The organism is Streptomyces sp. TE5632, from assembly GCF_054061295.1.
In genome coordinates this window covers 927,347-952,085 of record NZ_JBSSEA010000003.1, presented here as the reverse complement: position 1 = coordinate 952,085, position 24,739 = coordinate 927,347, and the positions used below count along the sequence as shown (strand labels likewise).

22 protein-coding genes are annotated in these 24,739 nt (G+C 69.4%); 13 read left to right on the top strand and 9 right to left on the bottom strand.

Translation table 11 applies throughout. From position 1 onward, the window contains the following. Positions 1–440: 440 nt before the first annotated feature. From ACVW19_RS09450 to ACVW19_RS09440, 3 genes are all read left to right on the top strand, one after another. Positions 441–1,433 (top strand): glycoside hydrolase family 11 protein, encoded by a 993-nt coding sequence (locus tag ACVW19_RS09450; RefSeq protein ID WP_457458347.1) that lies wholly within the window; start codon positions 441–443, stop codon positions 1,431–1,433. Between the two features lie 33 nt (positions 1,434–1,466). Continuing rightward, a complete protein-coding gene (locus tag ACVW19_RS09445; RefSeq protein ID WP_457458346.1) occupies positions 1,467–2,453 on the top strand; it encodes a polysaccharide deacetylase family protein in 987 nt (328 codons plus the stop codon). A gap of 221 nt (positions 2,454–2,674) precedes the next feature. Further along, positions 2,675–3,241, top strand: coding sequence for a GNAT family N-acetyltransferase (locus tag ACVW19_RS09440; protein ID WP_457458344.1), 567 nt, complete (start codon positions 2,675–2,677; stop codon positions 3,239–3,241). A 37-nt stretch (positions 3,242–3,278) separates the two neighbouring features. Here ACVW19_RS09440 and ACVW19_RS09435 read toward each other — a convergent pair whose 3' ends face one another. Both ACVW19_RS09435 and ACVW19_RS09430 read right to left on the bottom strand, forming a co-directional pair. Further along, positions 3,279–4,085: a thioesterase family protein gene (locus tag ACVW19_RS09435; protein ID WP_457458342.1), complete on the bottom strand. Its 807-nt coding sequence runs from the start codon at positions 4,083–4,085 to the stop codon at positions 3,279–3,281. A 285-nt stretch (positions 4,086–4,370) separates the two neighbouring features. Next, entirely contained in the window at positions 4,371–5,150 is a 780-nt protein-coding gene (locus ACVW19_RS09430) for an IclR family transcriptional regulator domain-containing protein (protein ID WP_457458340.1), read from the bottom strand. A 232-nt stretch (positions 5,151–5,382) separates the two neighbouring features. Here ACVW19_RS09430 and ACVW19_RS09425 point away from each other — a divergent pair, with 232 nt between their 5' ends. The 5 genes from ACVW19_RS09425 to ACVW19_RS09405 are packed head-to-tail and all read left to right on the top strand — an operon-like array spanning position 5,383 to position 9,294. Continuing rightward, a complete protein-coding gene (locus ACVW19_RS09425; RefSeq protein WP_457458338.1) occupies positions 5,383–6,348 on the top strand; it encodes an ABC transporter substrate-binding protein in 966 nt (321 codons plus the stop codon). A gap of 26 nt (positions 6,349–6,374) precedes the next feature. Further along, positions 6,375–7,178 (top strand): ABC transporter permease, encoded by an 804-nt coding sequence (locus tag ACVW19_RS09420; protein WP_457464505.1) that lies wholly within the window; start codon positions 6,375–6,377, stop codon positions 7,176–7,178. Next, on the top strand, positions 7,175–7,966 hold the full coding sequence (locus tag ACVW19_RS09415) for an ABC transporter permease (protein WP_457458336.1): 792 nt from the start codon (positions 7,175–7,177) through the stop codon (positions 7,964–7,966). Before ACVW19_RS09420 ends, ACVW19_RS09415 begins: the two co-directional genes overlap by 4 nt. 38 nt (positions 7,967–8,004) lie before the next feature. Continuing rightward, positions 8,005–8,835, top strand: coding sequence for an ABC transporter ATP-binding protein (locus ACVW19_RS09410; RefSeq protein WP_457464504.1), 831 nt, complete (start codon positions 8,005–8,007; stop codon positions 8,833–8,835). Between the two features lie 12 nt (positions 8,836–8,847). Beyond that, positions 8,848–9,294, top strand: coding sequence for a lipoprotein (locus ACVW19_RS09405; protein WP_457458334.1), 447 nt, complete (start codon positions 8,848–8,850; stop codon positions 9,292–9,294). 292 nt (positions 9,295–9,586) lie between these two features. Here the strand turns inward: ACVW19_RS09405 and ACVW19_RS09400 are convergent, their stop codons facing one another. The 3 genes from ACVW19_RS09400 to ACVW19_RS09390 form a co-directional block, all read right to left on the bottom strand. Next, positions 9,587–10,231, bottom strand: coding sequence for a dihydrofolate reductase family protein (locus tag ACVW19_RS09400; protein WP_457458332.1), 645 nt, complete (start codon positions 10,229–10,231; stop codon positions 9,587–9,589). A gap of 725 nt (positions 10,232–10,956) precedes the next feature. Next, positions 10,957–12,585: an IS200/IS605 family accessory protein TnpB-related protein gene (locus ACVW19_RS09395; RefSeq protein ID WP_457458330.1), complete on the bottom strand. Its 1,629-nt coding sequence runs from the start codon at positions 12,583–12,585 to the stop codon at positions 10,957–10,959. After that, positions 12,578–13,153, bottom strand: coding sequence for an IS607 family transposase (locus ACVW19_RS09390; RefSeq protein WP_452986005.1), 576 nt, complete (start codon positions 13,151–13,153; stop codon positions 12,578–12,580). The genes ACVW19_RS09395 and ACVW19_RS09390 overlap by 8 nt, the downstream gene beginning before the upstream one ends. On the opposite strand from ACVW19_RS09390, the gene ACVW19_RS09385 reads away from it, so the two are divergent. Then, on the top strand, positions 13,115–13,564 hold the full coding sequence (locus ACVW19_RS09385) for a VOC family protein (RefSeq protein WP_457458328.1): 450 nt from the start codon (positions 13,115–13,117) through the stop codon (positions 13,562–13,564). The genes ACVW19_RS09390 and ACVW19_RS09385 overlap by 39 nt on opposite strands. 347 nt (positions 13,565–13,911) lie before the next feature. Here ACVW19_RS09385 and ACVW19_RS09380 read toward each other — a convergent pair whose 3' ends face one another. Continuing rightward, positions 13,912–14,382, bottom strand: coding sequence for an ATP-binding protein (locus ACVW19_RS09380; protein WP_457458326.1), 471 nt, complete (start codon positions 14,380–14,382; stop codon positions 13,912–13,914). A 175-nt stretch (positions 14,383–14,557) separates the two neighbouring features. Between ACVW19_RS09380 and ACVW19_RS09375 the strand changes: the two genes are divergently transcribed. From ACVW19_RS09375 to ACVW19_RS09365, 3 genes are all read left to right on the top strand, one after another. Beyond that, positions 14,558–15,643 (top strand): hypothetical protein, encoded by a 1,086-nt coding sequence (locus ACVW19_RS09375; protein WP_457458324.1) that lies wholly within the window; start codon positions 14,558–14,560, stop codon positions 15,641–15,643. 288 nt (positions 15,644–15,931) lie between these two features. Beyond that, positions 15,932–16,801, top strand: a complete 870-nt coding sequence (locus ACVW19_RS09370; protein WP_457458323.1) for a helix-turn-helix domain-containing protein — start codon at positions 15,932–15,934, stop codon at positions 16,799–16,801. Next, positions 16,798–16,998 (top strand): DUF397 domain-containing protein, encoded by a 201-nt coding sequence (locus ACVW19_RS09365; RefSeq protein WP_457458321.1) that lies wholly within the window; start codon positions 16,798–16,800, stop codon positions 16,996–16,998. The genes ACVW19_RS09370 and ACVW19_RS09365 overlap by 4 nt, the downstream gene beginning before the upstream one ends. A gap of 76 nt (positions 16,999–17,074) precedes the next feature. Here ACVW19_RS09365 and ACVW19_RS09360 read toward each other — a convergent pair whose 3' ends face one another. Both ACVW19_RS09360 and ACVW19_RS09355 read right to left on the bottom strand, forming a co-directional pair. Next, a complete protein-coding gene (locus ACVW19_RS09360) occupies positions 17,075–22,246 on the bottom strand; it encodes a class I SAM-dependent DNA methyltransferase (protein ID WP_457458320.1) in 5,172 nt (1,723 codons plus the stop codon). A gap of 423 nt (positions 22,247–22,669) precedes the next feature. After that, positions 22,670–22,930, bottom strand: coding sequence for a hypothetical protein (locus ACVW19_RS09355; RefSeq protein ID WP_457458319.1), 261 nt, complete (start codon positions 22,928–22,930; stop codon positions 22,670–22,672). A 541-nt stretch (positions 22,931–23,471) separates the two neighbouring features. Between ACVW19_RS09355 and ACVW19_RS09350 the strand changes: the two genes are divergently transcribed. Then, a complete protein-coding gene (locus tag ACVW19_RS09350; protein ID WP_457458317.1) occupies positions 23,472–24,200 on the top strand; it encodes a lytic polysaccharide monooxygenase in 729 nt (242 codons plus the stop codon). Between the two features lie 112 nt (positions 24,201–24,312). On the opposite strand, the gene ACVW19_RS09345 is transcribed toward ACVW19_RS09350, so the two are convergent. Continuing rightward, the gene (locus ACVW19_RS09345; protein ID WP_457458315.1) at positions 24,313–24,714 is read right to left on the bottom strand and encodes a MazG-like family protein; all 402 of its coding nucleotides are present in this window, start codon (positions 24,712–24,714) and stop codon (positions 24,313–24,315) included. Between the last annotated feature and the right edge of the window lie 25 nt (positions 24,715–24,739).

Below are 24,739 nucleotides of genomic sequence, written 5' to 3'. Positions count from 1 at the left end.
TACGGCGTCCTCGGACCGTACCCGGCGCGCCCGGGGCGCCCTGGTACCGGTCTGGTCCGGTTCCGCGATCTCCTGGGGGACTCCGCCCGGGAGACGGGGACGGCCACCGCGTGGACCCCGACCGCCGAACCGCCCTGCCTGCTCCTTCTACGAGCGGACCAAGAGGGGAGTCTCGTGAACCTTCCGTCGGCGGACCTGCCCCTCCGAAGGGTTCGAAACTTTCGATTTGGTGTCTCGGCATTTCTGATCTAGATATTGAAAGCCCTTTTGTACAAGTGCTGACTTTGGTATGAATGCATGCCTGAGCTGGCCGTTCCTCGCCATTTGCGGGTCCGAGTGGATGTCGAAGGTTTCGAAATGATGACCGAAAGTATTGACGTCTGACGCGTGCAGGCCAACACTGGCGCCGTCGTGGAACCTCCAGGAGAGGAAACCCCCCCATGAACGTGCTCGCCCAACCGAGGCGCCGCAGAGGCGATCCCGTCCCGCTGCTCGTCAGAAGTGCGTGGGCCATCGCGCTGGCCGCTCTGGCCGCGATGCTGCTGCCGGGCACCGCCCACGCCGACACGGTCGTCACGACGAACCAGACCGGCACCGACAACGGCTACCACTACTCGTTCTGGACCGACAGCCAGGGCACCGTCTCCATGAACATGGGGTCCGGCGGTCAGTACAGCACCTCGTGGCGCAACACCGGCAACTTCGTCGCCGGCAAGGGCTGGAGCACCGGCGGGCGCCGGAGCGTGACCTACTCGGGCACCTTCAACCCGTCGGGCAACGCGTACCTGACCCTCTACGGATGGTCGACCAACCCGCTCGTGGAGTACTACATCGTCGACAACTGGGGCACCTACCGGCCCACGGGGACGTTCAAGGGCACCGTCACCAGTGACGGCGGCACGTACGACATCTACGAGACGACCCGCTACAACGCCCCCTCCATCGAGGGCACCAGGACCTTCCAGCAGTACTGGAGCGTCCGGCAGTCGAAGCGGACGGGCGGCACCATCACCACCGGCAACCACTTCGACGCATGGGCCCGGAACGGCATGAACCTGGGCACCTTCAACTACATGATCATGGCGACCGAGGGGTACCAGAGCAGCGGCAGCTCCAACATCACGGTCGGCGGCACGGGATCCGGCGGTGGTGGCGGTGGTGGTGGCGGTGGTTGTGCCGCGACGTTGTCGGCCGGTCAGCAGTGGAGCGACCGGTACAACCTCAACGTCTCCGTCACCGGGTCCAGCGACTGGACGGTGACGATGAACGTGCCGTCGCCGGCGAAGGTGCTGTCCACCTGGAACGTCAGCGCGAGCTATCCCAGCGCGCAGGTGCTGACCGCCCGGCCCAACGGCAGCGGCAACAACTGGGGCGCCACCATCCAGACCAACGGCAACTGGACCTGGCCGACGGTCTCCTGCAGCACGGGCTGAACCGGACACGAGGAGTGAGGAGGACCCACTCGTATGCGCACCAGACTCCGTTCGTCCTTACGTTCCCTGGTCACCGGGATGGCCGTCGCCGCGCTGGCCGCGGCGGGCACCGTCGTCGCCGACGCCGCTCCGGCACAGGCCGCCGCCTGCAACGGCTATGTCGGACTCACCTTCGACGACGGCCCGTCCAGCGGCAACACGCAGGCCCTGCTCAACGCGCTGAAGCAGAACGGGCTGCGGGCCACCATGTTCAACCAGGGCCAGTACGCGGCCCAGTACCCGTCCCTGGTCCGGGCCCAGGTCGACGCCGGCATGTGGGTCGGCAACCACAGCTACACCCATCCGCACATGACCCAGCAGAGCCAGTCGCAGATGGACTCGGAGATCTCCCGGACCCAGCAGGCCATCGCGAGCGCGGGCGGTGGTACGCCCAAGCTGTTCCGCCCGCCGTACGGCGAGACCAACTCCACGCTGCGGTCGGTCCAGGCCAAGTACGGGCTGACCGAGGTGATCTGGGACGTCGACTCACAGGACTGGAACGGCGCCAGTACCGACGCGATCGTGCAGGCTGTCTCCCGGCTGGGCAACGGGCAGGTCATCCTCATGCACGACTGGCCCGCCAACACGCTCGCGGCCGTCCCGCGCATCGCGCAGACCCTGGCGGGCAAGGGCTTGTGCTCCGGCATGATCTCGCCGCAGACCGGCCGCGCGGTCGCTCCCGACGGATCCGGCGGTGGTGGCGGTGGTGGTGGCGGTGGTTGTGCCGCGACGTTGTCGGCCGGTCAGCAGTGGAGCGACCGGTACAACCTCAACGTCTCCGTCACCGGGTCCAGCGACTGGACGGTGACGATGAACGTGCCGTCGCCGGCGAAGGTGCTGTCCACCTGGAACGTCAGCGCGAGCTATCCCAGCGCGCAGGTGCTGACCGCCCGGCCCAACGGCAGCGGCAACAACTGGGGTGTCACCATCCAGACCAACGGCAACTGGACCTGGCCGACGGTCTCCTGCAGCACGGGCTGACCGGCGCCTGTGGCACGGTGGTCTCCGGCCGCCGTGCCACAGTCCTGTGGCGCGCCCTGCCGCGGGCGGCGGTGGTGAAGGGAGCACCCGCGGTGTGGAAAATCAGCGGACTCGGGGTGCGCGGCGGGTTGTGTTCCCCGGTGTTCGAAGGGGGCCCGACACGGCGAAGTTGAAGCGCATGGCCGTCAGCACCTGCAATCGACAGTGAAGTGGTAGGCGTTATGGGCGACATGTGGACCGGTGAGAAGGTGCGCCTGCGAGGTGTCGAGCCCGAAGACTGGGAGGGCTTCCGTGACTTGACCCGGAACACCTTCGATGTCCGCGACGCCGACCTGGTCGAGCCTCCGCGTTCTGCTGAGAGTTTCCGTTCCTGGACCGCTGAGCGGGCTGGGCGTCCGCCGGGGGGTGACGCGTTCCGCCTGGTGGTCGAGGTGCTGGCCGACCACGCGTTCGCAGGGTCTGTCACAGTCGGAGAGACCGACAGCCGTGCGGGACGATTCAAGACGGGTATCGAGATCAGCCGCGAGCACCGCCGCATGGGATACGCGGCCGAGGCAACCGAACTCATCCTCACCTACATGTTCGCCGAACAGCGCTACAACAAGTGCGAGGTGGAGGTCCACGCCTTCAACGACGCCTCCCTCGCCCTCTACCGCAGGCTGGGCTTCGTCGAGGAGGGGCGGCTTCGCCAGCATGAATTCTTCGCCGGCAGCCACCACGACGTCGTGCTGCTCGGCATCACCGCCGCCGAACACTGGGCCACACACCAGCGCCCATCGGTGCGGTGATCTTCGCGTCGGCCTTCCCCGCGTATGCGGCAGATCCTCATGCCCCCGGCTGGGGCCGGACCGTGAGGATCTGCTGGGCCTGGCCGACCGGGCCGTCGACGTCGTGCAGGACCGTGCTGGTGAGGCCCTGTCCGGAGGGGCCGAAGCTGACCGTGGTGTCCAGCCCGGTCCAGATGCCTCGTGGTTGGCGGTGGAGGTGGATGGTCAGATCCACGTTGGGGAACATCCACACCGTGGGCGGCTGCCGGACGGCTATGCCGTTGGCGGTGTCGACGAGGGCGAGATACGACGCGAGGGGGCTGACGGGCTCACCGGCGACCAGGTCGAGGGGCGTGGAGAGCCAGGCGGTCGTACGCCCCGGCTGGGGCGGTGCGACCGGGCGGACGTCCAGGGAGGCGACGTAACCGCCGGACCAGACGTCGGCCATCGGCCACGTGGTGAGCGACTCGGGCGGGGTGAGGCGGTCGACGGGGCTGCCCGCGACCGCGGTGGTGTCGAGGCCGGCCAGGAGCCAGGCGCGGGCCCGGACGACCGGGCGACCGGCGATCCGTACGACCGCTTCGAGGAGTTCGATGGTCCGCCCGGGACGGATGGTCTCCACCTGTATCTCGCACTCGTCGAGGGCGAGGCGGCCGAGGATGTCGTAGCTGATCCGGGAGAGCACCAGAGCGTTGTCCGGTCCGGCGGCCCGGTGGCGGTCGATGGCGTGGACCACGAGTCCGCCCAGCGGGCTGAAGTGCTGTTCGTCCGGGTCCCAGGCCCCGCCCGCGTGTGTCGTCGGCTTGTAGCGGTGGTCGTCGATGGGCTCGAAGTAACTGCCCCGGGGTGCGGTGGGAGTGGGCAAGGGACGCTTCTCCTTCGGTGACACGGGCGTCGTGGGCGGCCGGAACCGTCGTCACGTCAGCTGCTGCCCGGCACGCTACCGCCACCCGGGCGTCTCGCTACGTGAGAATGTGCACACTGCAATCATCTTGTCGGTGCGATGTCGGGTTCAGGCGGCGAGCAGGGTGGCGAACAGCCGGGACCAGCCGGCCCGGTGGTGCCCCCGGCACTGGTCTCGACGCCCCGCCGATGCACACGCGTTGACGGACGCGACCGTCGAACTGCCCGCGTGGACCCGTGTGGAACGTCAGCGCCTGACCACGTGCAGGTCGGCCTCGATCCGGGCCACGGTCGCCAGGAGTGCGGGCAGCAGGTCGCGGCGTACCGAGTCGACGGAGTTGCGGCTCGCGTGCACGGGGATGTTGACGGCGGCGACGACGGTGCCCTCCCCGTCGCGGACCGGGGCGGCCACGGTGCGCAGACCCACCTCGAGCTCCTGGTCCATGATGGCGTACCCCTGCTTGCGGACCCGCTGGAGTTCGGCGCGCAGCTGCGGCGGGGAGACGATGGTGCGGGGGGTCAGCGGGCGCAGCTCGCACCTGGCGAGGTGCTGGTCGAGCTGCTCGTCCGGGAGATGGGCGAGCAACACCCGCCCGACCGAGGTGACATGGGCGGGGAAGCGGGTGCCGACGGTGATGGTGGCGGTCATGATGCGCGTGGTGGGCACGCGGCTGACGTAGACGATGTCGTCGCCGTCGAGCACGCAGAGGGAGGAGGACTCGCGGACCTCGGCGACCAGTTCCTCGAGGTGGGGCTCGGCGATGTCGGGCAGCGAGGAGCCGGCGAGATACGCGTAGCCGAGTTCCAGGACGCGTGGGGTGAGGCGGAACAGCCTCCCGTCGGTGGTGACGTAGCCGAGGTCGGCGAGGGTGAGCAGAAAGCGCCGGGCGGCCGCGCGGGTCAGGTCGCAGATGCGGGCGACGTCGCTGAGGGTCAGTTCGCGACGCTCGCCGTCGAAGGCGCGGATGACGGCGAGTCCGCGCTCCAGGGACTGCACGAAATGCGCTTCCCGTTCCTGACCACCCATCGGCGACCTCCCCCGTTTGCATGCCGAACATCGGTGCGGTGGCAGAACGGTATGGCGGCGGCCGGTGGCCGTCAACTGGCGCCGGACGGCGGTTCAAAGTTGTTGAAAGTTGCCCTTGTCAAGGGGTTGACCCTCCCTGGGGTGAACCATAGGTTCCCGGCAAGAACTTTCGTTCGGTCCGCGCACACATGTCTGCGCACACATCGAGAAGTGCATCTTTTGGGGAGGCCTTGTGCGTCGTCTGTCAGCCGGAGTCGCTGCCGTCGCTCTGCTCACGCTCACCGCGACCGCTTGTGGTTCGTCCGAATCCGGGTCCTCCGGCAAGTCGTCCGACGGCACCACCGCCGTGAAGGTCGGCGTGATTCCCATCGTCGACGTGGCCCCGATCTACCTCGGTGAGAAGCAGGGCTTCTACAAGAAGCGCGGTCTCGACCTCACGCTGGAGTCCGGCCAGGGCGGCGCCGCGATCGTGCCGGGCGTGGCCAGCGGACAGTTCCAGTTCGGGTTCAGCAACACCACCTCGCTCCTGATCGCCCAGAGCCAGAACGTGCCGGTGCGGGGCGTCGCCAACGGCGTGGCCTCGACCGGGAAGGAGGGCGCCGACTTCGGCGGCGTCGTCGTCAAGGGCGACAGCCCGATCAAGTCGGCGAAGGACCTGGTCGGCAAGAAGGTCGCGGTCAACACGCTGAAGAACATCGGCGACACCTCCGTACGGGAATCCGTGCGCAAGGCCGGCGGCGACCCCGAGAAGGTCCAGTTCGTGGAGCTCGCCTTCGACCAGATGCCCGCCGCGCTGCAGGCCGGACAGGTCGACGCCGCCTGGGTCGTCGAGCCGTCGCTCGCCGTCGTCAAGGGCGAGGGCGGCCGGGTCGTCGCCTCCAACTTCGTCGACATCTCGCCCGAACTCACCGTCGCCCTCTACTTCACCTCCGACAAGGTGGCCCAGCAGGACCCGGAGCTGGTGAAGAAGTTCGCCGAGGCGACCCGCGAATCCCTCGCCTACGCCAACAACCACCCCGACGAGGTCCGCGAGATCCTCTCCACCTACACCAAGATCCCCGAGAAGACGCTGAAGGCCATGACGCTCCCCAGCTGGCCCGAGGAGCCGAACCGCGCCTCCCTCGAGCGGCTGGGCGAACTCGGCCAGAAGGACGGCCTGTTCGAGAAGGCTCCCGACCTGGACAAGCTGCTGCCGTGACACAGACAGCCGTGACACGGACAGCCGTGAAGACCGACGCCCCGGGCGCCCGCCGCCCGGGGCCGGGCAACGCCCTCCTGGGCCTCGCCGGCCTCGGCGGCTTCCTCGCGCTGGTCGAGGCGGTGCCCCGGCTCGGCCTCGTGTCCCCCGACTACCTGCCGCCCACCAGCACGATCGCCGCCGCCCTCGCGGAGGAGGTCTCCGACGCCGCCTTCTGGACGGCGCTCGGCGACACCCTCACCGGCTGGGCGCTCGGACTGCTCATCGCCACCGTCGCGGGCATCGCCGCCGGCGTGCTGATCACCGTGGTCCCGTATCTGCGCGAGGCGACGGCCAGCACCGTCGAGTTCCTGCGGCCGATCCCCTCGGTGGCGCTGATCCCCCTCGCCGTCCTGCTCTTCGGCACCGACCTGCGCTCCACGCTGCTGCTGGTCGTCTACGCCGCCTTCTGGCAGGTCCTCGTCCAGGTCCTCTACGGAGTCCAGGACCTGGACCCCGTCGCGGAGGAGACCGCCCGTTCCTACGGCCTGGGGACCTGGGCCCGGATCCGCCACGTGCTGTGGCCGACCGCCCTGCCGTACGTCATGACCGGCGTCCGGCTCGCGGCGGCCGTCGCCCTCGTACTCGCGATCACCGCCGAACTCATCATCGGCACGCCCGGTCTGGGCTCCCGCATCGCCGTCGCGCAGACCTCCCACGCCGTCCCCGACATGTACGCGCTGGTCGCCGTCACCGGACTGATCGGCGTCCTGATCAACCTGGGCGCACGTGCCGTCGAGCGCCGCTCGCTGGCCTGGCACCAGTCCGTCCGGGGCGAGGTGACCACATGAAACGCCCGACCCTGCGCACCGCGGCCCTGCGGCTGCTGCTCGCCTTCGGCCTGCCCGTCCTCCTCGCGACCGCCTGGTGGTTCGCCTCCGCCGGCAGCACCGACGTCTACTGGCCGCCGCTGAGCACCATCCTGGAGACCGGGCGCGAGGTGTGGACCGCCGAGCGCATCGCCGCCGACGTGGTGCCCAGCATCACCCGGCTGCTCCTCGGCTACGCCGGCGCGGCCGTCCTCGGCGTGGCACTCGGCATCGTCATCGGTTCCTTCCCGCGCGTACGGGCCACCACCGAACCGGTGCTGGAGTTCCTGCGCGCCGTGCCGCCGCCCGTCCTGGTGCCCGTCATCATGCTCTTCGCCGGGATCGGCGACACCATGAAGATCGTCGTCATCGTCTCCGGATGCGTCTGGCCGGTGCTGCTCAACACCGTCGAGGGCGTACGGGCCATCGACAGCGTGCTGGCCGACACCGCCCGGTCCTACGGCATCGAGGGCCGCGCGCGCCTCGGCCACCTGATACTGCGCTCCGCCAGCCCGCAGATCTTCGCGGGCCTGCGGCAGGCGCTGTCGATCGGCGTCATCCTGATGGTCATCAGCGAGATGTTCGCGGCCAGCAACGGACTCGGCTTCGCCGTCGTCCAGTTCCAGCGCAGCTTCGCCATCCCGGGCATGTGGAGCGGCATCCTGCTGCTCGGACTGCTCGGCGTGCTGCTCGCCCTGGTGTTCCAGATGGTCGAACGCCGGGCCCTGGCCTGGTACCACGGCCTGCGCCGGTCCCGGAGGGCGTCATGAGCAAGGAAAGCGGCGTGAAAGCCGGAAAGGGACAGCACATGCTCGACGTAAGAGGCCTGCGGAAGGTCTACGAGGGACACGGCCGGCACGTCGAGGCGGTGCGCGACCTCACCTTCTCCCTCGACGCCGGCGAACTGGTCTGCCTCGTCGGCCCGTCCGGCTGCGGCAAGACGACGCTCCTCAAGTGCATCGCCGGCCTGCTCGAACCCACCTCCGGGGAAGTCCTGCTGCAGGGCGACCGCATCACCGGCCCGCCGCCCGGCATGGCCGTCGTGTTCCAGGAGTACGGCCGCAGCCTCTTCCCGTGGCTGCGGGTGCGCGACAACGTCGAGCTGCCGCTGCGTCAGAAGAAGCACCTGACGAAGGCCCGCCGCCGTGAGCTGGTCGAGCACGCCCTGCACGCCGTCGGTCTCGGCGACGCCGCGGGCGCGTACCCCTGGCAGCTCTCCGGCGGCATGCAGCAGCGCGTCGCCATCGCGCGAGCCGTCGCCCACGAGCCCGAAGTGCTGCTGATGGACGAGCCGTTCGCGGCCGTCGACGCCCAGACCCGCGCCGACCTCGAGGACCTGATCCGGCGGCTGTGGCAGGAGCTCGGGGTGACCGTCCTCTTCGTCACCCACGACATCGACGAGGCCGTCTACCTGGGCGAGCGGGTCGTCGTCCTGTCCTCGTCCCCGACGGTGGTCCAGGAACAGCTGACGATCGACCTCCCGGCCGAACGCGACCAGCTGCACACCCGGGCCGACCCGCGCTTCACGGAACTCCGTACGCGGGTCTACGAGCAGATCCAGGCCGCGAAACGGGCGACGGGCGCCGTACCGCCCCAGAAGACGGACACGGACACCGCGCCGCCTTCCCCGGCACCGTGACGAGGTCCTGACGTGCGGCGCATCCTGCTCACCCTTGGTGCGGCGGCGGCTCTGACCGGCTGCTCGGTCTTCGGCCGGGACGGCGCGTGCACCCAGGCGGACATGGACTCGGAGGTCGCCGTGGTGTGGCGGCCCGCCGACTTCGGCGGCACGGACGCGGCGGTGATCCGCGTGTGCGTGGACGACAGGTGCGAGGAGCAGAAGTCCGGCGACGCGGACGACCCGATCGCAGGGGTGTCGGTCCGGCTTCCGGACGACATCGGCGCCGCCACCGTCCCGGTGCGGCTGAAGGTGACGGCGGCGCGGGACGACCGGGTCGTCGTGGACGCCAGCCGCCGCGCACGGCTGACGGAGCAACACCCCAACGGTGTTTCGTGTTCGCCCGAGGCATGGACGGCGACCTTCCGCGCCGACCCCGCCGAGGGGCTCACCTCACCCGAGGGCCTGTCCCTGCAGTGAGGTGACCGAGCCCTGATCCGGGCGAGCCGGTCGTGCCCTCGTCCCTTCCTCCGGGAGTGAGGGCGGCCCGGCGTGTTGGAGACCGGGCCGACCCCGGGAGAAAGGAACTCCGATGCCCGCCCGCACCGTGATCACCCGCGTCGGCCTCACCGCCGAAACAGCCGTCCAGTGCTCTGACCGGGGAGGTTCACCGGGTTGGTGGTCGCGTTCGGGGGCCGGAGCGGGTCGGATGCGGGCGTTCGATCGAAACGCCTGCATCGGTCGTGCTGACATCCCCGAGTGAGCCCTCGTGTCACTTGCGCCAGAACAGGTGGTGTGTCACGCCGCTCGGGCTGGGCACGACCTCCAGGTGGAACCGGTCCAGCAGCTCATCGGATGACGCCCAGAGCCGTGCCCCGGAACCGAGCTTCACCGACGAGACCGCCACATGCAGGGTGTCGACGAGGCCGGCGTCGAGGAACTGCCGGATGGTGGTGGCCCCGCCGCCGAGTCGGACGTCCTTGCCCTGCGCCGCCTCCCGCGCCTGCTCGAGGACCGTGGCCGGGTCGCCGTCGACGAAGTGGAACGTGGTGTCGGAGAGCGTGAACGACGGACGCTTGTGGTGGGTCATGACGAACACCGGGGTGCGGAACGGGGGCTCGTCCCCCCACCAGCCCTGCCACTCGTGGTCCTGCCAGGGCCCGCGCTGGGGCCCGAACTTGTTGCGGCCCATGATCTCGGCGCCGATGTTGTGGGCGAAGTCCCGCGTGAAGTAGTCGTCGAGACCGCGGCTGCCCCCCGGGTCGGTGCGCCCGGGCCAGCTCGCCGTGGCGCCGGCCCAGGCGAACATGTCCCCGGGATCGGCGTGGCCGAACGGCCTCTCCAGGCTCTGGTCCTCACCGGCACCGTATCCGTCACTTGAGACGGTGAAGTTCTGGACTTTCAGAAGCTGAGCCACGTGTTTCTCCTGTGTTGTCGACAACGGTGGTGAGACTCTCCAGGCCGGAAAAACTCATCGCTGCGTCCGTGACCGGCCAGAAATCGGACTACCTGCTGCCCTGACCCGGGAGGTTCGCCTGGTTGGTCAGGCTGCGGGTGTGAAGGGCCTCCGCTGGGGCGGCAAATTACTACCGACACATATCTGCAGGGGCTGGGGACACGCGGAAGCCCCCGCCGGGGAGCCGATGTAGACCGGCACGTACGTCGTCGACTGTCAGGAGGTCGCCGACGACATCGCGCAGGTCCGCGCCGAGGACGAGCGCGAGCGGCGGGAGGCGCTCGACCCGTCCGCGACCTCTGCGAACCCGAGGCTGGTCATCACGTACCGAGCGGTGCCGGAGGAGTGCGTGGACGAACACGTCCTGGAGATGGACCGGGCCCAAGCGGATCTGTACCGGTCCTGGGAGCACCTCAGCCGTATCGCCCCGGGCCGACCGGGCCCGCCGCCACGACGTTCTCCCGCCCGTACCCGCTGCGTAGTTGCGGGTACGGGCGTGTGCCGAGGCCGCTGTTCGGCCATGCGGATTCGACCCCTCATGCAAACACGCCCTGTTGGCCTGACCGAGCGTCGCCGGCCAAGTCCTGGGGTGCGCCGACTAATGCGTCGCGGGCGTCCGGTGCCGCGACCTGTGGTGATCGGATGCTGACGTTCACCGATGTGATCCTCGACTGCCCCGACCGTTCCTAATCAGTGAGCAGGAGTGAGTCTTGGACCCATACCTGGTCACTGCGGACACCCCGAACGGTTTTGGGTGTCCTGGTCGCCCGCGTTCTCGCCGCGTCCGGCGACACGGATCGTGTCCGTGGTCCGGGGATGCGGGGGCGGGGTCCCTCACGCCCAGGGACCGCCGGTCGGGCCTGGGCGGTCCGATGCCCGTGCGCATCGCTCTGGTGTGCACGGGGCGGTGTCGTCCGTCGCCGGATCGGATGCCCTTGGGCGCGTCGCCCGATCGCGATGCTCGCGGCATCGTGACGGGTGGTCTTACGAGTGAGGGTGGCCATCGGCTTCTGCCAGTGTTGGGCGCCCCACTTCGAGGTGTACGCCGGATCGATGGCGATGATCGCGATGCCGGTCTGGTCGGCCATCGAGGTCAGCCGGGCACGCAGCCTGCCGGTGGGTATGCCCGAGATCATCTGTCTGAAGCGGCGTCGGCGGCCGTGCTTCTCGCGGGTCTTCTCCGCCGTGAAGTCGAGGTCTTCGACCGCGATGGCTGTGACACCGCAGGACTTCGCCCAGTTCAGTAGCCGCGACAGGGCGTGCCGCACCTGGGCGTCACGATGGTCCGCGCTGCCGGACAGCTCGTAGCCGAACCGGCGGGGACGGCCGATCGGGTTCCCATGGGCATCGAGGCGCCACGCGGCCAGGTGATCGGCGTTGGTGTCCACACCGATCACGCCGTGGGCGAGGGCTGCTTCCATCGGGACGGTCTTCGTCGGCGGGATCTGCCAGGAGGCCGTCACATACCAGCGCCCACGCCGCACGTCGTAGTGGATGCGGTAGGCAACCGCCCGGTTCGCTTCCACACGGTCGGCCCACTCCTCGCCCCGGTGAGGGAAGCGCACCTTCGCGGCGAGTACGTACCGGCCGTGCCTGGCGTTCGCCAGGCCGGCGAGCGGGGCCGGGAGCCTGATCGACACTTCGCCGTCGGGCGAGATACGGATCGTCTCGTTCCCGAACCTTTTGCCGGACTCCCCGTCAGCGGCGAGGAACCGGCGCTCCGCCTCCCAGCGTTCGCGCCATTCGGTCCCGGTGAGCTGCGCCTCGTCGAGGTGGTGGCGGGTGTCGAGCAGGCGTTTGCCGCCCCGCGTCACGTGTACGACGCCGTTGTCACGGTCGGCGCGGACCTTGTCGAGTCGGTCTTCGAGGACATGAAGGCGGCGCGTCTTGTGAAACCATTCGTGGGCGGAGCGGTAGCCGCCCGGAACGCGCTTGCCACCCTTCTCGCCGACCGGGAGCGACAGGCGGTGCCGGATTGTCCGGACGTCGGCTTCGAGAGACTGAAGGTGCGCTGTCTGTCCGCGCCGGGCCAGTGCCCATTGGTCGTGTGTGGCCTTGGTGATACTTCCCGCCCACCGCGAGGACGACTGGGCCGTCAGCTCCCGCTTCCGCGCCGCCCATGTGTCGGTGGAGTGTTCAAGTCCGTCCATGCAGCGGGCTTTGAGGTCTTTCGACGCGAGCGATCCGAGGTGCACGCCCACCAGCTTGAGCACCTTCTCGTCCTCGGGCGTGAGGTACTTGAGGCGGTCACGAACCGCCACGCCGGACGGGCCGAGAGCGACGAACGGCGCGGCGATCGGGCGGAGGTCAGCCATGTTCGGCGGCCTCCAGTGCCTTGCGGGCGCGGTTCTTTGCCGACCTGCGCCCGTACAACCGGGCACAGAACGACGTCAGCACCTCCACCATGTCCCGCACCAGGTCGTCTTCGACCTCACCGTCGTCCAGCACCAGCAGGCGACGGCCCGTCGCGGACAAGGCAGCCTCGACAAGCTCGACGTTCATCCGGCCGAGCCGGTCCTTGTGCTCCACCACCACGCAGGTCACGTCCGGGTCGGCCAGCAGACGCCGGGCCTTGGAACGGCAGCCGTTCATCCCGGAAGCGATCTCCGCCTCAACACGAACGACTCGGTGACCGGTCTTCGCCGCCCACGCCGACAGCCGAGCGACCTGGCGTTCCAGATCGGTCCTCTGACCGTGCGAGGACACGCGGGCATACAGGCCCAGACCTCCGATGGCCTCGGGCGTGGTGTTCGCGTCGATGTTCACCAGGATCGTGCGTGGCCCGACCCGCTGAGCCGGTACCGGCAGGGTCCCCTCACGGAACCAGCGATACGCGGTCTGCGGATGCACGCCCTGCGCCTTCGCCCATTCCGTCAGATTCACACCCTGGCAACGACACTCACTCACACATGGTTACGCTCACTTAACCGACTTCGAGGACCAGCAGGTGAAGACCCCTGGAAGCTGGCCGAGTTCTACGCCGAGCTGCTGAGCTGGGAGATCAACACCGACATCAGCACCAAGGACTGGGTCAACCTGCGCAACGACGGCGTCGAGCTGCCGTTCCAGCGGGTGGAGAACTACCAGCGGCCCAGCTGGCCGGGCCAGGAGCATCCGCAGCAGTTCCACCTCGACTTCGAGGTGGACGAGTTCGAGCCCGAGCAGCGCAGGGTGATCGAGCTGGGCGCCACCTTCCAGAAGAGCTTCGTCGGCGAGTCCGGCTACGGCTGGCAGGTCTACACCGACCCGGCCGGGCATCCGTTCTGTCTGTGCCGCAACCGTCCCCGGTCCTGACCGCACGCGAGGAGAAACCGCCCGGGCTCCGAACGGAGCCGGACGGTCGGGAGGTTGGAGATGTAGACCGTGCTGCTGGTCGGCTCGGCGTAGGTGGGGCCTGATGCGGATGGCGTTCCGTCGGACGGTGTGGGAGGCCCTTGTGGTCCCGGGGCCGTGGCGGCGGAGGCGGGTGCCTTGTGGAAAACCGTGAGCAGTCGGCGGGTATGTGTCACTCAAGTGCTCAAACGAGCGGCATCGGGGCGGTAGCGGCCGAAGTGCTCACGACTTCGGGACGGTGTGCCTTCCCCGGGACGTGGGCGCATGCCCGGCATCACACACGTCGGGGCCGCCGTCCTGCCGGGCGGTCAACGGATCGACGAGCAGCCGACCTCGGCCCACACCACTTTGCCGGGGGCGGTGTGGCGGGGCACGACGCCCCAGCGGCTCGCGAGGGCGTCGACCAGGAGCAGTACCCGGCCGGACTCCTCCTCGGACGGGCCGGCCGCCGGATCGAGGTGCGGCTTCCGCTCCGCGCGGGTGTCCGACACCTCCACCGTGACGGTGCCGGGCACGAGCGACAGCCGGAGGTGGAAATCCCGGCCGGGGACCCGGCCGTGGGTGACGGCATTCGTGGTCAGCTCCGCCGTGATGAGGGTGACGGTCTCGTTCACGGGGGTGCCGTACGGGTGCCCCCACTCGTGGAGCCGGTGTGACACGAGGTGCCGGGCCAGACGGGCGTCGCGCGGGGTGGAGGTGAACTGCATGGCGAACTCTTCGGCGCGCGCGGGTACCTGCGTCTCGGCGCGCCGAGTGGGCGCGGCGGGGTGGATGTCCATGGGCCCACGGTCCCGCCCGCCGCGCGCCGGTGAACAGGTACGACGCGCCTACGGTGGGGAGCCGTATGCGACGGGGCGGCCGGTGTGGGCGGCGAGCGGCGGCCTCCTGAGAGCGCCGTCCGCCGATGGTCATGCGGCACCCCGCGTTGTCAGCGGGGTCCGTTACCTTCGGGCCATGTCGATCACCGCACAACTGCGCGACTCGGTGAGGCTGCCGGGTGGAGGCGCGCTGGTCCACGGCTTCGCGCTGGAGAGCCGCGGAGACGGTTCGCGCCGCGCCCTCCTCCGGAACGGGCACGAGCTGGAGGTCTACGACCTCCACGAGCTGCTCGCGGGGGAGCGCGCGCCGGCGGCCGTTTTCCCCTTTCCCTGGCCGGGATGGGACCGCGGAGTCCACTCGGTGAGTCCCGAGGGCACGTTCGCGGTGTTCTCGGGACAGCGCGCGGTACGGGCCGTGAGCGCGGGCGGGGAGACGCTGTGGGAGTACCGGCACGGCTGCTGGAGTCCCGAGCTCGATCACCCGCACACGGGGGACGAGCAGGAGGTGTGCCGTGGTTCGGAGCACGGCTCCTGCCGGATCTCGGACGACGGACGGCTCGTGTGGGCGCATGTCGTGGCCGAGCCGGAGCCGGAGCCGGAGCCGGAGCCAGGAGGCTGGGAGGAGCGCTGGGTCGTCCTCGACGCCCGTGACGGGCGGGAGTTGGCGTGGCTGCCCCTGGACAGCGCGGCGGCCGGTTCGAACCACCTCTCCCACCCGGACGGTGTCCACATGGGGTTGGGCATCGGCATGGGTCAGGACGGCATCCTGCTGCACTGGGCGCGCTGGGACGGCGAGAAGCTGACCGCCCGGGGCCTGAACGAGGGCCTGGACCGCATCCTGACGGACGTCCACGCGGGACACCCCGGCTTCCTGACGGTCGAGCACTACGGAGCGGACCTGCGACTGCACGCCCTGGACGGCACCGTGCTCGCCGAGCGGGAGCCCGATCCGGCCGACGACGAGGAGGATCCGCCCTCCTGGGACTACGGCTGCGGCTTCGTCGACGCCGACACCGTCATCGCCTCGACGGCCGACTCCGACGAGGACCCGGAGCGGGCACGCCACTGGCTGCTCGACGCCCGCACCCTGCGGACACGCGGGATGGTCACGTACCCGACGGGCCCCGTCGACAGCGACGTACGCCCGCTGGGCGACGGGACCTGGCTCACCTACGACGACGGGAGCGGAACGCTCAACCGCTGGACTCTGGCGTCACCTTGAGCGAGAGGGCGAAGGAAGGTGAACACCTCGTGGAGAGTCGAGGGTGATTCCGGTTCCCTGTGGCTGCGCTCGCCCCGGTACCGGCCTCCAGGGCCTCCAGCACTCGTTCTGGTGAACCGTGATCGTTCACCGGTTCCCTCGCGTTCCGCGTTCTACGTTGGTGCTGGGTGAGGCCGACCGGGGGCGTTGTAGGCGTTCCGGTGGCGTTTGTAGGCGGGGCGGGCCGTGTCCCTCGGCGAGGCGGGGGAGTTGGGCGGACCGGCCGGTAGGCGGCGGAGGTGAACGGCGATGAGTGAACTGGTGCGGGAGCCGGGGGAGACGACGGCCGAGCGGGGAGAGGCGGGGGCGGCTTCCCCGGAGCCGGGGACGGGCATCTTGCGGGTGTTCGGGCGGCAGATGAAGCTGTGCCGGTTGCGGGCGGGGCTGGAGCGGCCGGAGGTCGGTGCGCGGACGGGATACTCGCCGTCCACCATCGCGGCCTACGAGCAGGGACGGCGGATCCCTCCGCCGAAGTTCATCGACGCGGTGGATGAACTGCTGGATGCAGGCGGGCTGTTGAAGGAGATGAAGGAGGAGGTCGCGCGGGCGCAGTATCCAGCGTTCTTCCGGGATGCGGCTCGGTTGGAGGCGGAGGCGGTTGAGCTGTGGGTCTACGGAACCCATGCGGTGCCTGGACTGCTGCAGACCGAGGAATACATGCGGGCTGTGTTCGAGATGTGGCGCCCTTTGCTGGATGAGGAGACCGTCCAGCAGCGCGTTGCTGCACGGCTGGCTCGGCAGGAAGTCTTCGCCCGCAAGCCTGCTCCGCTCGTGAGCTTTGTCATCGATGAGTCGGTCCTACGGCGGCCATTGGGCGGTCGTGCTGTCATGCGTGGGCAGATGGAACAACTGCTGCTCGTCGGTGCATACCGCAACGTAGAGATCCAGGTCATGCCGTTGGACCGAGAGGACAACGCCGGAGTGGATGGACCGTTCACCGTGCTGCACAGAGACGGTGATGATCAGGTGGCTTATCTGGAGGCGCAGGGACGGAGCACAATCGTGTCGGAGCGAACAGAGGTCCGTGGCATCGTGTCGCGTTATGGGATCATCCGAGCACAAGCTCTCACTCCGCGTGAGTCCTTGGCCTACATCGAGAAGTCGCTGGAGGAACTATGAGCGTCGAAGAGACCGTCCAGCTCGACTGGTTCAAGAGCAGTCACAGCGGCGGAGCTGGTGGTGAGTGCGTGGAGGTGGCCACCTGCCCGCACACCGTGCACGTGCGGGACTCGAAGGACACGAACCGTCCGAGTGTGGCGGTCGGTTCGGGGGCGTGGGCTGCGTTCGTCGGGTTCGCCGCCGACCGGATCGGCTGAGTCGCTGTCTTGCTGCTGTGCCCTGTGGCTCCGAGGGGAGTCACAGGGCACAGGCATGTCCGGGCCGGTTTGGCGGTCAGGCGTCCACGGGCATCGGCTCGGGTGGCGTCCAGCGGCCTGCGGCGATCTCGGCGTCCAGCCGCGCCTGGAAGTGCGCGTGCGCGGCCCGCATCTCGGCCTCACGGTCCGCCTTGTAGAAAGGGGCCTGGTAACCGGCCGGGGGCGGGGTGCGCTCCGGGTCTTCCAGGTGGGCGAGGAGATCGAGGTAGTCCTGCTTGGTCTGGCCGTGACCGTACACGTTGAAATCGCCTGCGATCCTGCGGCCGTTGGCGTCGAAGTAGGTCACTGACTCGTAGTTGTACAGCTGTGGGTAGCGGGACTTGAAGATCGCGACGAGTTGGTCGGCGGTGATGCCGATCCAGGCGGCGACGAGGGCGTCGAGTTCGACATGGGCGGCGCGACGTTCGTGCTCGGTACGGAGTGGAGTGCTGTGCTCCCAGGTCGGCTTGAGGTCGGCGGCCAGAGGCCTCAGTCGGAGCCAATGGGGATTAGCCCAGTCCTCATAGCCTGCCCACTGACGATCAAACAGTTCCGTCCAGAGAGGGGCGTAGTGGAGGGTGAGGGCGTTTAGGCGAAGGGTGCGAAGGAGGAGAGCAGAGGCAAGGGGGTGCTTCGGATCAGGGGCGGGCATCTTGCGCGCTTCGGCAACTTGGAGATCAGAGCGACTGGTGATTCGAAGTAGATAGTCCAGGGGGAGGGCTGCCCAGAAGCCGGCGTTGAGCGTGGTGAGTCGGTTGTCGGGCATGGCCATGGACTGCACGGCATGGATGTGAGCCGGGCCAGGCGGGATGAGGGCGGCGTGCAGGCAGCGACTACTGTCGAAGGGGATCATTCTCCGCCAGGCCAGCCGGAAGTACGAGGTGTACGGCTTTCCGAGCCAGGAGTCCTGTGCCGCGAGGTACGTGGTCTCATCAGTCGCCCGCACATAGTTGGTCACAGGGGCGAACGTCTCGGACAGTTCCGCCGGGAAGAGCAAGTCCCAGTCCCTGTTGCTACGGCAGGGGATCCTCGGCTCCTTTGAAAAGGGAAGCGCTGAGGCGAAGTGGGGTCCTTGAAGAATGACATCCGTGAGCTCGGGGGCAGCCTTGTTCCTCCAGCAGATCACTCCATCCTTTTTAGCGTTAGTTTCGTTGTATCCACCTGTGATCATTGGGTGGTAGTCGGCCAGGGCGTAGGGATAGGCGGCTAGTGCCTCGATAGCTCCTTGCTCGCCAATGAGGACGGGATACAGCAAAGGAGCCTGTGCCGCTTCGCCTGTCGAGCCTGTCAGGGCATGCCAACTGGCCAGCAAATCCGTGGTCACATGCACCACGCGCTCGCGGTGCGGTCGGATGTCCCATGAGCCGCTGTGCTTGATGCCGGGTGTTGCGCCTTCTCCACCGTGGGTCAGTGAATCCGGCAGGACCTCGGCGCCGCGGAGCTCGCTGAGGTGGAGGAAGTCAGGCTCCTGCGGCGTGCCGTAGACGTGCATTCCGAATTCTTGGGACCAGTTGAGGTCATCGAATGCCCACCTGGACGAGTTTACAAAATGTGCGTGCACTCGGAGGTGTTGATATGCGGCAGCCCGGACAGCGCCTTCGCGTACGCCCGCGAAATGAGTATCTGGATGGATCAGGCCCGCACTGCCGCGCAGCGCCATGTGCCGCCACACTTGAGCCATGAATGCGCGGTAGAGGTCGCTTCGGGTGCCAAGAAGAAGCGGATACGTGGTCGGGCTGCTGAGCATTGCCGCGGACCCGGCGTGGGTGGCCAGTTCGTTCAGGACAAAGCCTCGGCCGTCCGCGTGTGTGGCTAGTACTTCTTCCTTGTGTAGGCGCCACTCCGCCGCACTTGGTTTCTCCGCCAGAACGAACCACGGATCCAGCTCTGCGAGAACCTGATTCTCCTGCCAAGTAGGCCTTACCCAAGGCGGATTCCCCACCTGCAGATCAAACCCACCCTGCACAAACACCTGCGCGAAGTCCAGTTCCCAGTGGAAGAACCCCTGCGCCTTCGCCACGTCCCCCGCGACCGCGGCCCAGGGGAACCGTGACTCCAGTTCGTAGAAGTGCTCCATGCCCATCAACCCCGGCAGGGCGTCCTCGTACGGCTCCAGCTCCGCCAGGGAGTCGAACTCCGCCACCAGTGAGTCCGCCGGCACGTCCTGCGTGCCGATCAGCGCCTCCGCGAACTCCAGCCAGTCGTCCAGCCCCGCCAGCGGCACCGCCGCCCGCTTCCGCCGGCCGACGGCCTCCTTGCGGCGGCCGGTCCGGCGGCGCTCCACCGAGCCCGCCGTCAGCTCGCTGCTGCCGGTGACCTCACCGAACAGGTCCGCCGTCTCCCAGGACAGCAGCACCTGGGACGCTTCGGAGTCGAGGTCCGGCAGTTCCGCCCCCGCCTGCGCGTACACCTCGTGCGTGCCGTCCAGCAGCGCGGCCTCCTGGACCGGCCAGAACCACAGGGCGCACCAGGCGTCCATCAGCGTCTTCAGCCGCCAGTACGGGGTGTCCGGCGCCGTCAGGTCCGCGACGACCTTCTCCCGCCGCACCGCCTCCTCCGGCGACCGCAACCAGCCGTCCTCCGCGCCCCACACCGGGATCCGCCGCGAGATGTCCCGCTCGGAGATCTCCAGGCGGCGGACGACGAGGTCCCACAGGAACTCCACCCGCCGGGCCAGCGCCTGGAGCCGTTCCGCCTGCTTGGCGGTGGGCGTCCGGGTGATCATCTTGCGCCAGGCGGCCAGTGCGCGGGCCGCCTCCGGGGCGAGGGCCTTGGCCTCCTTCTCGGCGGCGACCGCGCCCCACTCCTTCGCGGGCAGCAGGAAGTGGTGCACGGCGTTCTCCGTGACCCGCTGCACCGAACCGCTCCGGGTGGTGCGCTCGGTCACCGTGACCGGGAGGCCGCCGCCCGCCTCCGTCAGGGGGAACCGTTCCGGGGTGGTGCCCAGCCAGGCCGCCTTCTTGAGCTTCTCCGGCGGATAGACCTCCCGCCGGCCGCCGATCAGCGAGTTGCCCCGCCGCAGGTGCAGGCCGAACCACGGGGCCTCCATGCCGGGGTGCATGGTGTTGAGCCACAGCGACACCTCCGCCAGCTCCACCGCCGTGTTGTTGAGGTCCACGCCGTAGGAGTTGTGCAGGGCGATGTACGCCTTGGCCTTCTGGAGCTCGACCGCGTACTTCTCCGTGTCGATGGCGATGCCCAACTCGTCCTGCCGCCGCCGCAGGTACTCCGCCGCGACCTGGTTGATCGCCTCGTTGAGGAACGCGCCCGAGCCCAGTGCGGGTTCGCAGATCTTCCAGTCCAGCAGCTCCCGCGCCGCGGTGACCGTGTCGTCCTGATCCAGCCGGTGCTGCAAGGCGAGCTGCACGGTCACCTTGGTCAGCGACTCGGGCGTGTAGTACGAAGCCGACGTCTGCCGGTCGCGCCCGGACAGCCGGTACACGAACGACCCCGGCCGGTACCGGACCCGTACCTCCTCGCCCGTCTCCTCGTCCTTCCTGCGCACGAAGACGGAGTCCGCGTACTCGTCCGCCCGCGAGGCCGGGACCAGCCAGGAGCCGCCCTCGGGATCGCCGCCCTTGGCGACCTCGTACAGCTCCTCGCCGGCCACGAAACCGGAGTACGACATCAGGCCCTCGTACACGGCGCCGAGCTGGTTGATGCCGAGCTGGGCGTAGGAGATGAACCCGCCGCGCTCACCCTTGCGGCCGCGCGTGAGCATCAGCAGCCGCAGGACGTGGTACAGGGTGGCGTTGCGCAGCCGGGTGTCGAGGTGGGCGGGCTCGCCGGTCTCGTCCTCGTCGACGCGGGGATCGGCGACGGACCGCGCGCCGATCAGCTGGATCGAGGCGGGCTCGAACAGCTTGGAGTGCAGCGGTTCGAACCGCAGCCCGACGTCCTCGGACACCGGCTCGGAGTCGGACGCGGGCTCGCCGTGCGTGCGCCGGGGGCGGTGGCCCTCCTGGACCTTGCTGAACAGCAGGTCCAGCGACTCGTACAGGTAGAAGCCCTGGCGGGACTTCTCGTCGACCAGATCGCGCTCGGCGATCAGCTCGCCGAGGCGGCCGAGGCCGTAGCCCATCTGGTACTCGGGGTAGTCCGAGGGCAGGATGCCCAGCTCGGGGCGGGCCTCCGCGTACAGCAGGAACAGGATCCGGTACAGGTAGCGCAGCGACTCACGGGTCAACTGGCGTCCCAGTTCGGGGAGTTCCTTGACCTCCTCCGGGCGGACGCCGGCCTCGCGCATGCGGTCCAGGACCTCGTTGGCGATGAGCTCCACGCTCAGCCGCAGGCCGTCGCGCAGTTCGCCGGAGACGCCCACCGCGTGTCTGGCGGACTTGTCGACCAGCTCGGCGAGGGGGTTCTCGCCGCCCTCCTCCGGGGTGCGCAGCGAGTCCGCGCCGAACAGCGCCGCGACGGTGTCGAGTTCGCCGCCGGCCTTGGTGTCGTTGCGCTGGAGGGCCACGTCGAGGGAGACGGCGAGGTAGCGGCCCTCGCCCCAGGTCATCCGGTCGGCGAGGACGACGACACCTCCGACCAGCAGCAGGACGTAGCGCGGGGCGTCCTCGCAGGCGAAGAGGAAGGAGGCCAGCCTGGAGCCGGTCGGCACCGTGTCGCGGCCGTCGAGCGGGACGGGGTCGAGGAGGCGGCCGGGGCCCTGCGGGTCGAGGGCGGCGTCGGGTTCGGCGGCCCAGCCGCAGTCCACCGCGACCAGGCCCTTCTCGGCGTGCGCCACCCGCACCTCGTACGGCTGGTCGGCGCGCGTCACGGTCAGCGTGCGCGGCTTGGCGTCGTAGCCGAGGGCGTGCAGCACCCGGGCGTTGAGGGCGCGGACCTGCTCCCGCCAGGCGGGGGAGTCGTAGGTCGCCGCGTCGTCCTCGGTGTCCTGGGCGGCGGCCGTGCCGTCCTCGTCCTCGGGGAGGGCGAAGAAGGAGCGGGCGCGGAAGTAGCGGCGGCGCAGGTCCCGCAGGCCGGCCCGGGGGGTGACGGGCAGCGGCTCCGGACCGGTGCCGTCCTCCCCGGCGGCGGTGACGGCCCCGTCGTCCTGCCCGGCGGCCCGCCGCGCCTCGGCCTCCGACCTGGCCCGCGCCTCGTCCTCGCGCTGTTTCCAGGTGTTCAGCAGCCCCGTCCTGAGGTCCTTGGGCAGCACCTCGGCGAGGTAGTGCGCCGAGAAGTAGTCTCCGCGGTTGACCAGGGAGTCGTACGTCATGTCCGGTCTCTTCTCGAGGGGTCACAGGTCGAGGGGCGTCCGGGTCCGGGACCAGGACGGCCGGGGCGCGCGGCAGCGGGCGTCCGGGACGCCCGCCTCCAGCGTGGTCAGGTCGTGGCCGTCCGGTGCGGTGCCGGTCTCTGCTGGGCGGTCACCCGCTGCCTCCCCTGTCCGTTGTGCGCGCCGCTGTCGCCGTTGTTCCGCCGACGCTGTTGTACCGCTCCACTGTGCCCTACGCACGGCAAACCGCGTGAACCACCTTCACTGGGGCAGATGCGCAGGTCAAGGGGGACGGTGGGGGAGGGGCGACGCCCTTTGACCGGGCCGTGCCCGGGTCGGCGCCCAGGTGCGGCACCGCGAGACCCGCGACGTGCGGGGAGACCGTCGAGGTACCACCGCCGCCGTAGGCGCTGAGCCCGTCGGTCAGACGCTCAGGGCGGCGGCGAGGAAGATCGGGTAGAGCACGCCCGGAGAACCGGTGGCGAGGCCGAGGACGCACTGGCCCCGGTTGAGTCCGCGGCCCAGGCCGAGGAGCGCGAAGGTGACGGCGAGGCTGCCGAACAGGAGCGGGATCGCGATGCCGACGAAGCCGGCGAACACCGCGGCCAACAGAGCAGCGCTGCCGAGGACTACGGAGACGGGGCCGTAGAGCGTCGCGGGGCTGTCCGCGGATCCGGTGGACATGTCGGGCTCCTCGCCATGGAGTGTCGGCCTGTTCGGCCCACAGGTGTGCGATCCCTGGATCCCCATCATGGCGCTCTCAGGCCTGTCCCGGACCCGTACCTCATGGAGGGACGCCCCCGTGAGAGCAAGTTCACGCGCAGGTGCGATGCCGCCGAGGTGCGGGCCACGGTCGACGGCTCGGGTGGTGGTCGGTGGCCTGCGGTGGTCTCACCTGCCCGTATGTCGTCTCCGCCGTAACGGGAGTGATGCTCCGAGATCTTTCGGTCACTCCCTGCCAACTCCCTTTCGGGGAAGTGGACTTGATGGTTCCAGGTTCCTCGCTATGGTCTAGACCTACGAACACCGGTCTAGACCGGTGTTCGTCCCCGTCCCGGTGCCTTCGTGGGCCGGGGCGAAAGGTGGTCTCTGCCACGGCGGCGCGACCGCGCGCTGCGCCCTCGTCGGCGCAGGCGCACGTGACATGCGCGGTGCACCTCGGGTGCGGTTGGCGATGTCGTGCTCCGTGGCCGGTTCTCATGTACGCCGAAGAAAGAGTCATTTCATGGACATGAAAAGGCGAGCGTCCCTGGCTGTCGGAGCCCTGGTCGCCCCCCTCCTCGCCGTCAGTCTTCCGGCGGGTACGGCCAGTGCCCACGGTTGGGTGACCGACCCCGGCAGCCGCCAGGACCAGTGCGCCAAGGGCGTCGTCGACTGCGGTCAGATCAAGTACGAGCCGCAGAGCGTCGAGGGCCCCAAGGGCCTGCGCAGCTGCAGCGGCGGCAACGCCCAGTTCTCCGACCTCGACGACGACAGCAAGCCCTGGCGGGTCGCGCAGGTCGGCAAGTCGCACACCTTCAACTGGCGCATCACGGCACGGCACGCCACCGACACCTGGCAGTACTACGTCGGTGACCGGAAGATCGCCGAGTTCAACGACCGGGGCGCGCAGCCTCCCGCCGAGGTCAACCACCGGGTCGACTTCGGTGACCTGACGGGTCGCCAGAAGGTCCTGGCCGTCTGGAACGTGGCCGACACCTCCAACGCCTTCTACGCCTGCATCGACGTCAACGTCACCGGCAACGGCAATGGTGGCGGCAACGGCGGCGGCAACGGCGGCGGCAACGAGCCGGGCTCCTGCGCCGCGCCGACCTGGAACGCCGGTGCCGTCTACAACAACGGCGACACCGTCACCCACGACGGCCGCACCTACCGCGCCAAGTGGTGGACGACGGGCGAGAAGCCCGGCGCGGCCGGCGACTGGGGCGTCTGGGAAGACCTGGGCGCCTGCTAGACCCGCTGAGTGAGACCGGTGCGGCACGCCGGCCCCACGCGGCGCCCGCCGCACCGGTTCTGCGGGTCGTGGGGACCTCGACCCTGTCGGCTCCCTACGATCCGCCACAGGATCAATCGGCTGACGGGTCCTGGCGTGGAGCTCCGAGAGAGCGTCGTGTGAGCTGGTCCAGGTGGCGGGCGAAGACCTCGCGGGCGTCGGGCGTGAGACCGCGCAGCGCCACCAGGGCCGTGAGCGCGACATCGCACAACTCCGCCTGGACGTCGTCCCATCCGTGGGTGGTGCCCTTGCGCGGGTTCTGACCGGTCGCGCCGATCACCGCCTGGGCGACCTCGCCGACCTCCTCGGACAGCTTCAGGACGCGCAGCAGCAGGCCCTCCCGGCCGTCGACCGCACGGTTCGCGTCCAGCCAGGCGTGCAGGGCGTCGACGGAGTCCCAGAGAGCGGCGGATGTCACGGCGGGGGAGAGGGCGGGGGCGGGGGACACGGAGGGGGTCGTGCTCGGATCGCTCATGCCTCAGACCCTGGCACAGGCCACG

What these genes read in the sequence shown, in the direction of transcription:
- ACVW19_RS09450 (WP_457458347.1), top strand. Translation starts at nt 441, where the DNA reads ATGAACGTGCTCGCCCAACCGAGGCGCCGCAGAGGCGATCCCGTCCCG.
- ACVW19_RS09445 (WP_457458346.1), top strand. Translation starts at nt 1,467, where the DNA reads ATGCGCACCAGACTCCGTTCGTCCTTACGTTCCCTGGTCACCGGGATG.
- ACVW19_RS09440 (WP_457458344.1), top strand. Translation starts at nt 2,675, where the DNA reads ATGGGCGACATGTGGACCGGTGAGAAGGTGCGCCTGCGAGGTGTCGAG.
- ACVW19_RS09430 (WP_457458340.1), bottom strand. Translation starts at nt 5,150, where the DNA reads ATGGGTGGTCAGGAACGGGAAGCGCATTTCGTGCAGTCCCTGGAGCGC.
- ACVW19_RS09415 (WP_457458336.1), top strand. Translation starts at nt 7,175, where the DNA reads ATGAAACGCCCGACCCTGCGCACCGCGGCCCTGCGGCTGCTGCTCGCC.
- ACVW19_RS09410 (WP_457464504.1), top strand. Translation starts at nt 8,005, where the DNA reads ATGCTCGACGTAAGAGGCCTGCGGAAGGTCTACGAGGGACACGGCCGG.
- ACVW19_RS09395 (WP_457458330.1), bottom strand. Translation starts at nt 12,585, where the DNA reads ATGGCTGACCTCCGCCCGATCGCCGCGCCGTTCGTCGCTCTCGGCCCG.
- ACVW19_RS09385 (WP_457458328.1), top strand. Translation starts at nt 13,115, where the DNA reads ATGCACGCCCTGCGCCTTCGCCCATTCCGTCAGATTCACACCCTGGCA.
- ACVW19_RS09380 (WP_457458326.1), bottom strand. Translation starts at nt 14,382, where the DNA reads ATGGACATCCACCCCGCCGCGCCCACTCGGCGCGCCGAGACGCAGGTA.
- ACVW19_RS09375 (WP_457458324.1), top strand. Translation starts at nt 14,558, where the DNA reads ATGTCGATCACCGCACAACTGCGCGACTCGGTGAGGCTGCCGGGTGGA.
- ACVW19_RS09370 (WP_457458323.1), top strand. Translation starts at nt 15,932, where the DNA reads ATGAGTGAACTGGTGCGGGAGCCGGGGGAGACGACGGCCGAGCGGGGA.
- ACVW19_RS09365 (WP_457458321.1), top strand. Translation starts at nt 16,798, where the DNA reads ATGAGCGTCGAAGAGACCGTCCAGCTCGACTGGTTCAAGAGCAGTCAC.
- ACVW19_RS09360 (WP_457458320.1), bottom strand. Translation starts at nt 22,246, where the DNA reads ATGACGTACGACTCCCTGGTCAACCGCGGAGACTACTTCTCGGCGCAC.
- ACVW19_RS09355 (WP_457458319.1), bottom strand. Translation starts at nt 22,930, where the DNA reads ATGTCCACCGGATCCGCGGACAGCCCCGCGACGCTCTACGGCCCCGTC.
- ACVW19_RS09350 (WP_457458317.1), top strand. Translation starts at nt 23,472, where the DNA reads ATGGACATGAAAAGGCGAGCGTCCCTGGCTGTCGGAGCCCTGGTCGCC.
- ACVW19_RS09345 (WP_457458315.1), bottom strand. Translation starts at nt 24,714, where the DNA reads ATGAGCGATCCGAGCACGACCCCCTCCGTGTCCCCCGCCCCCGCCCTC.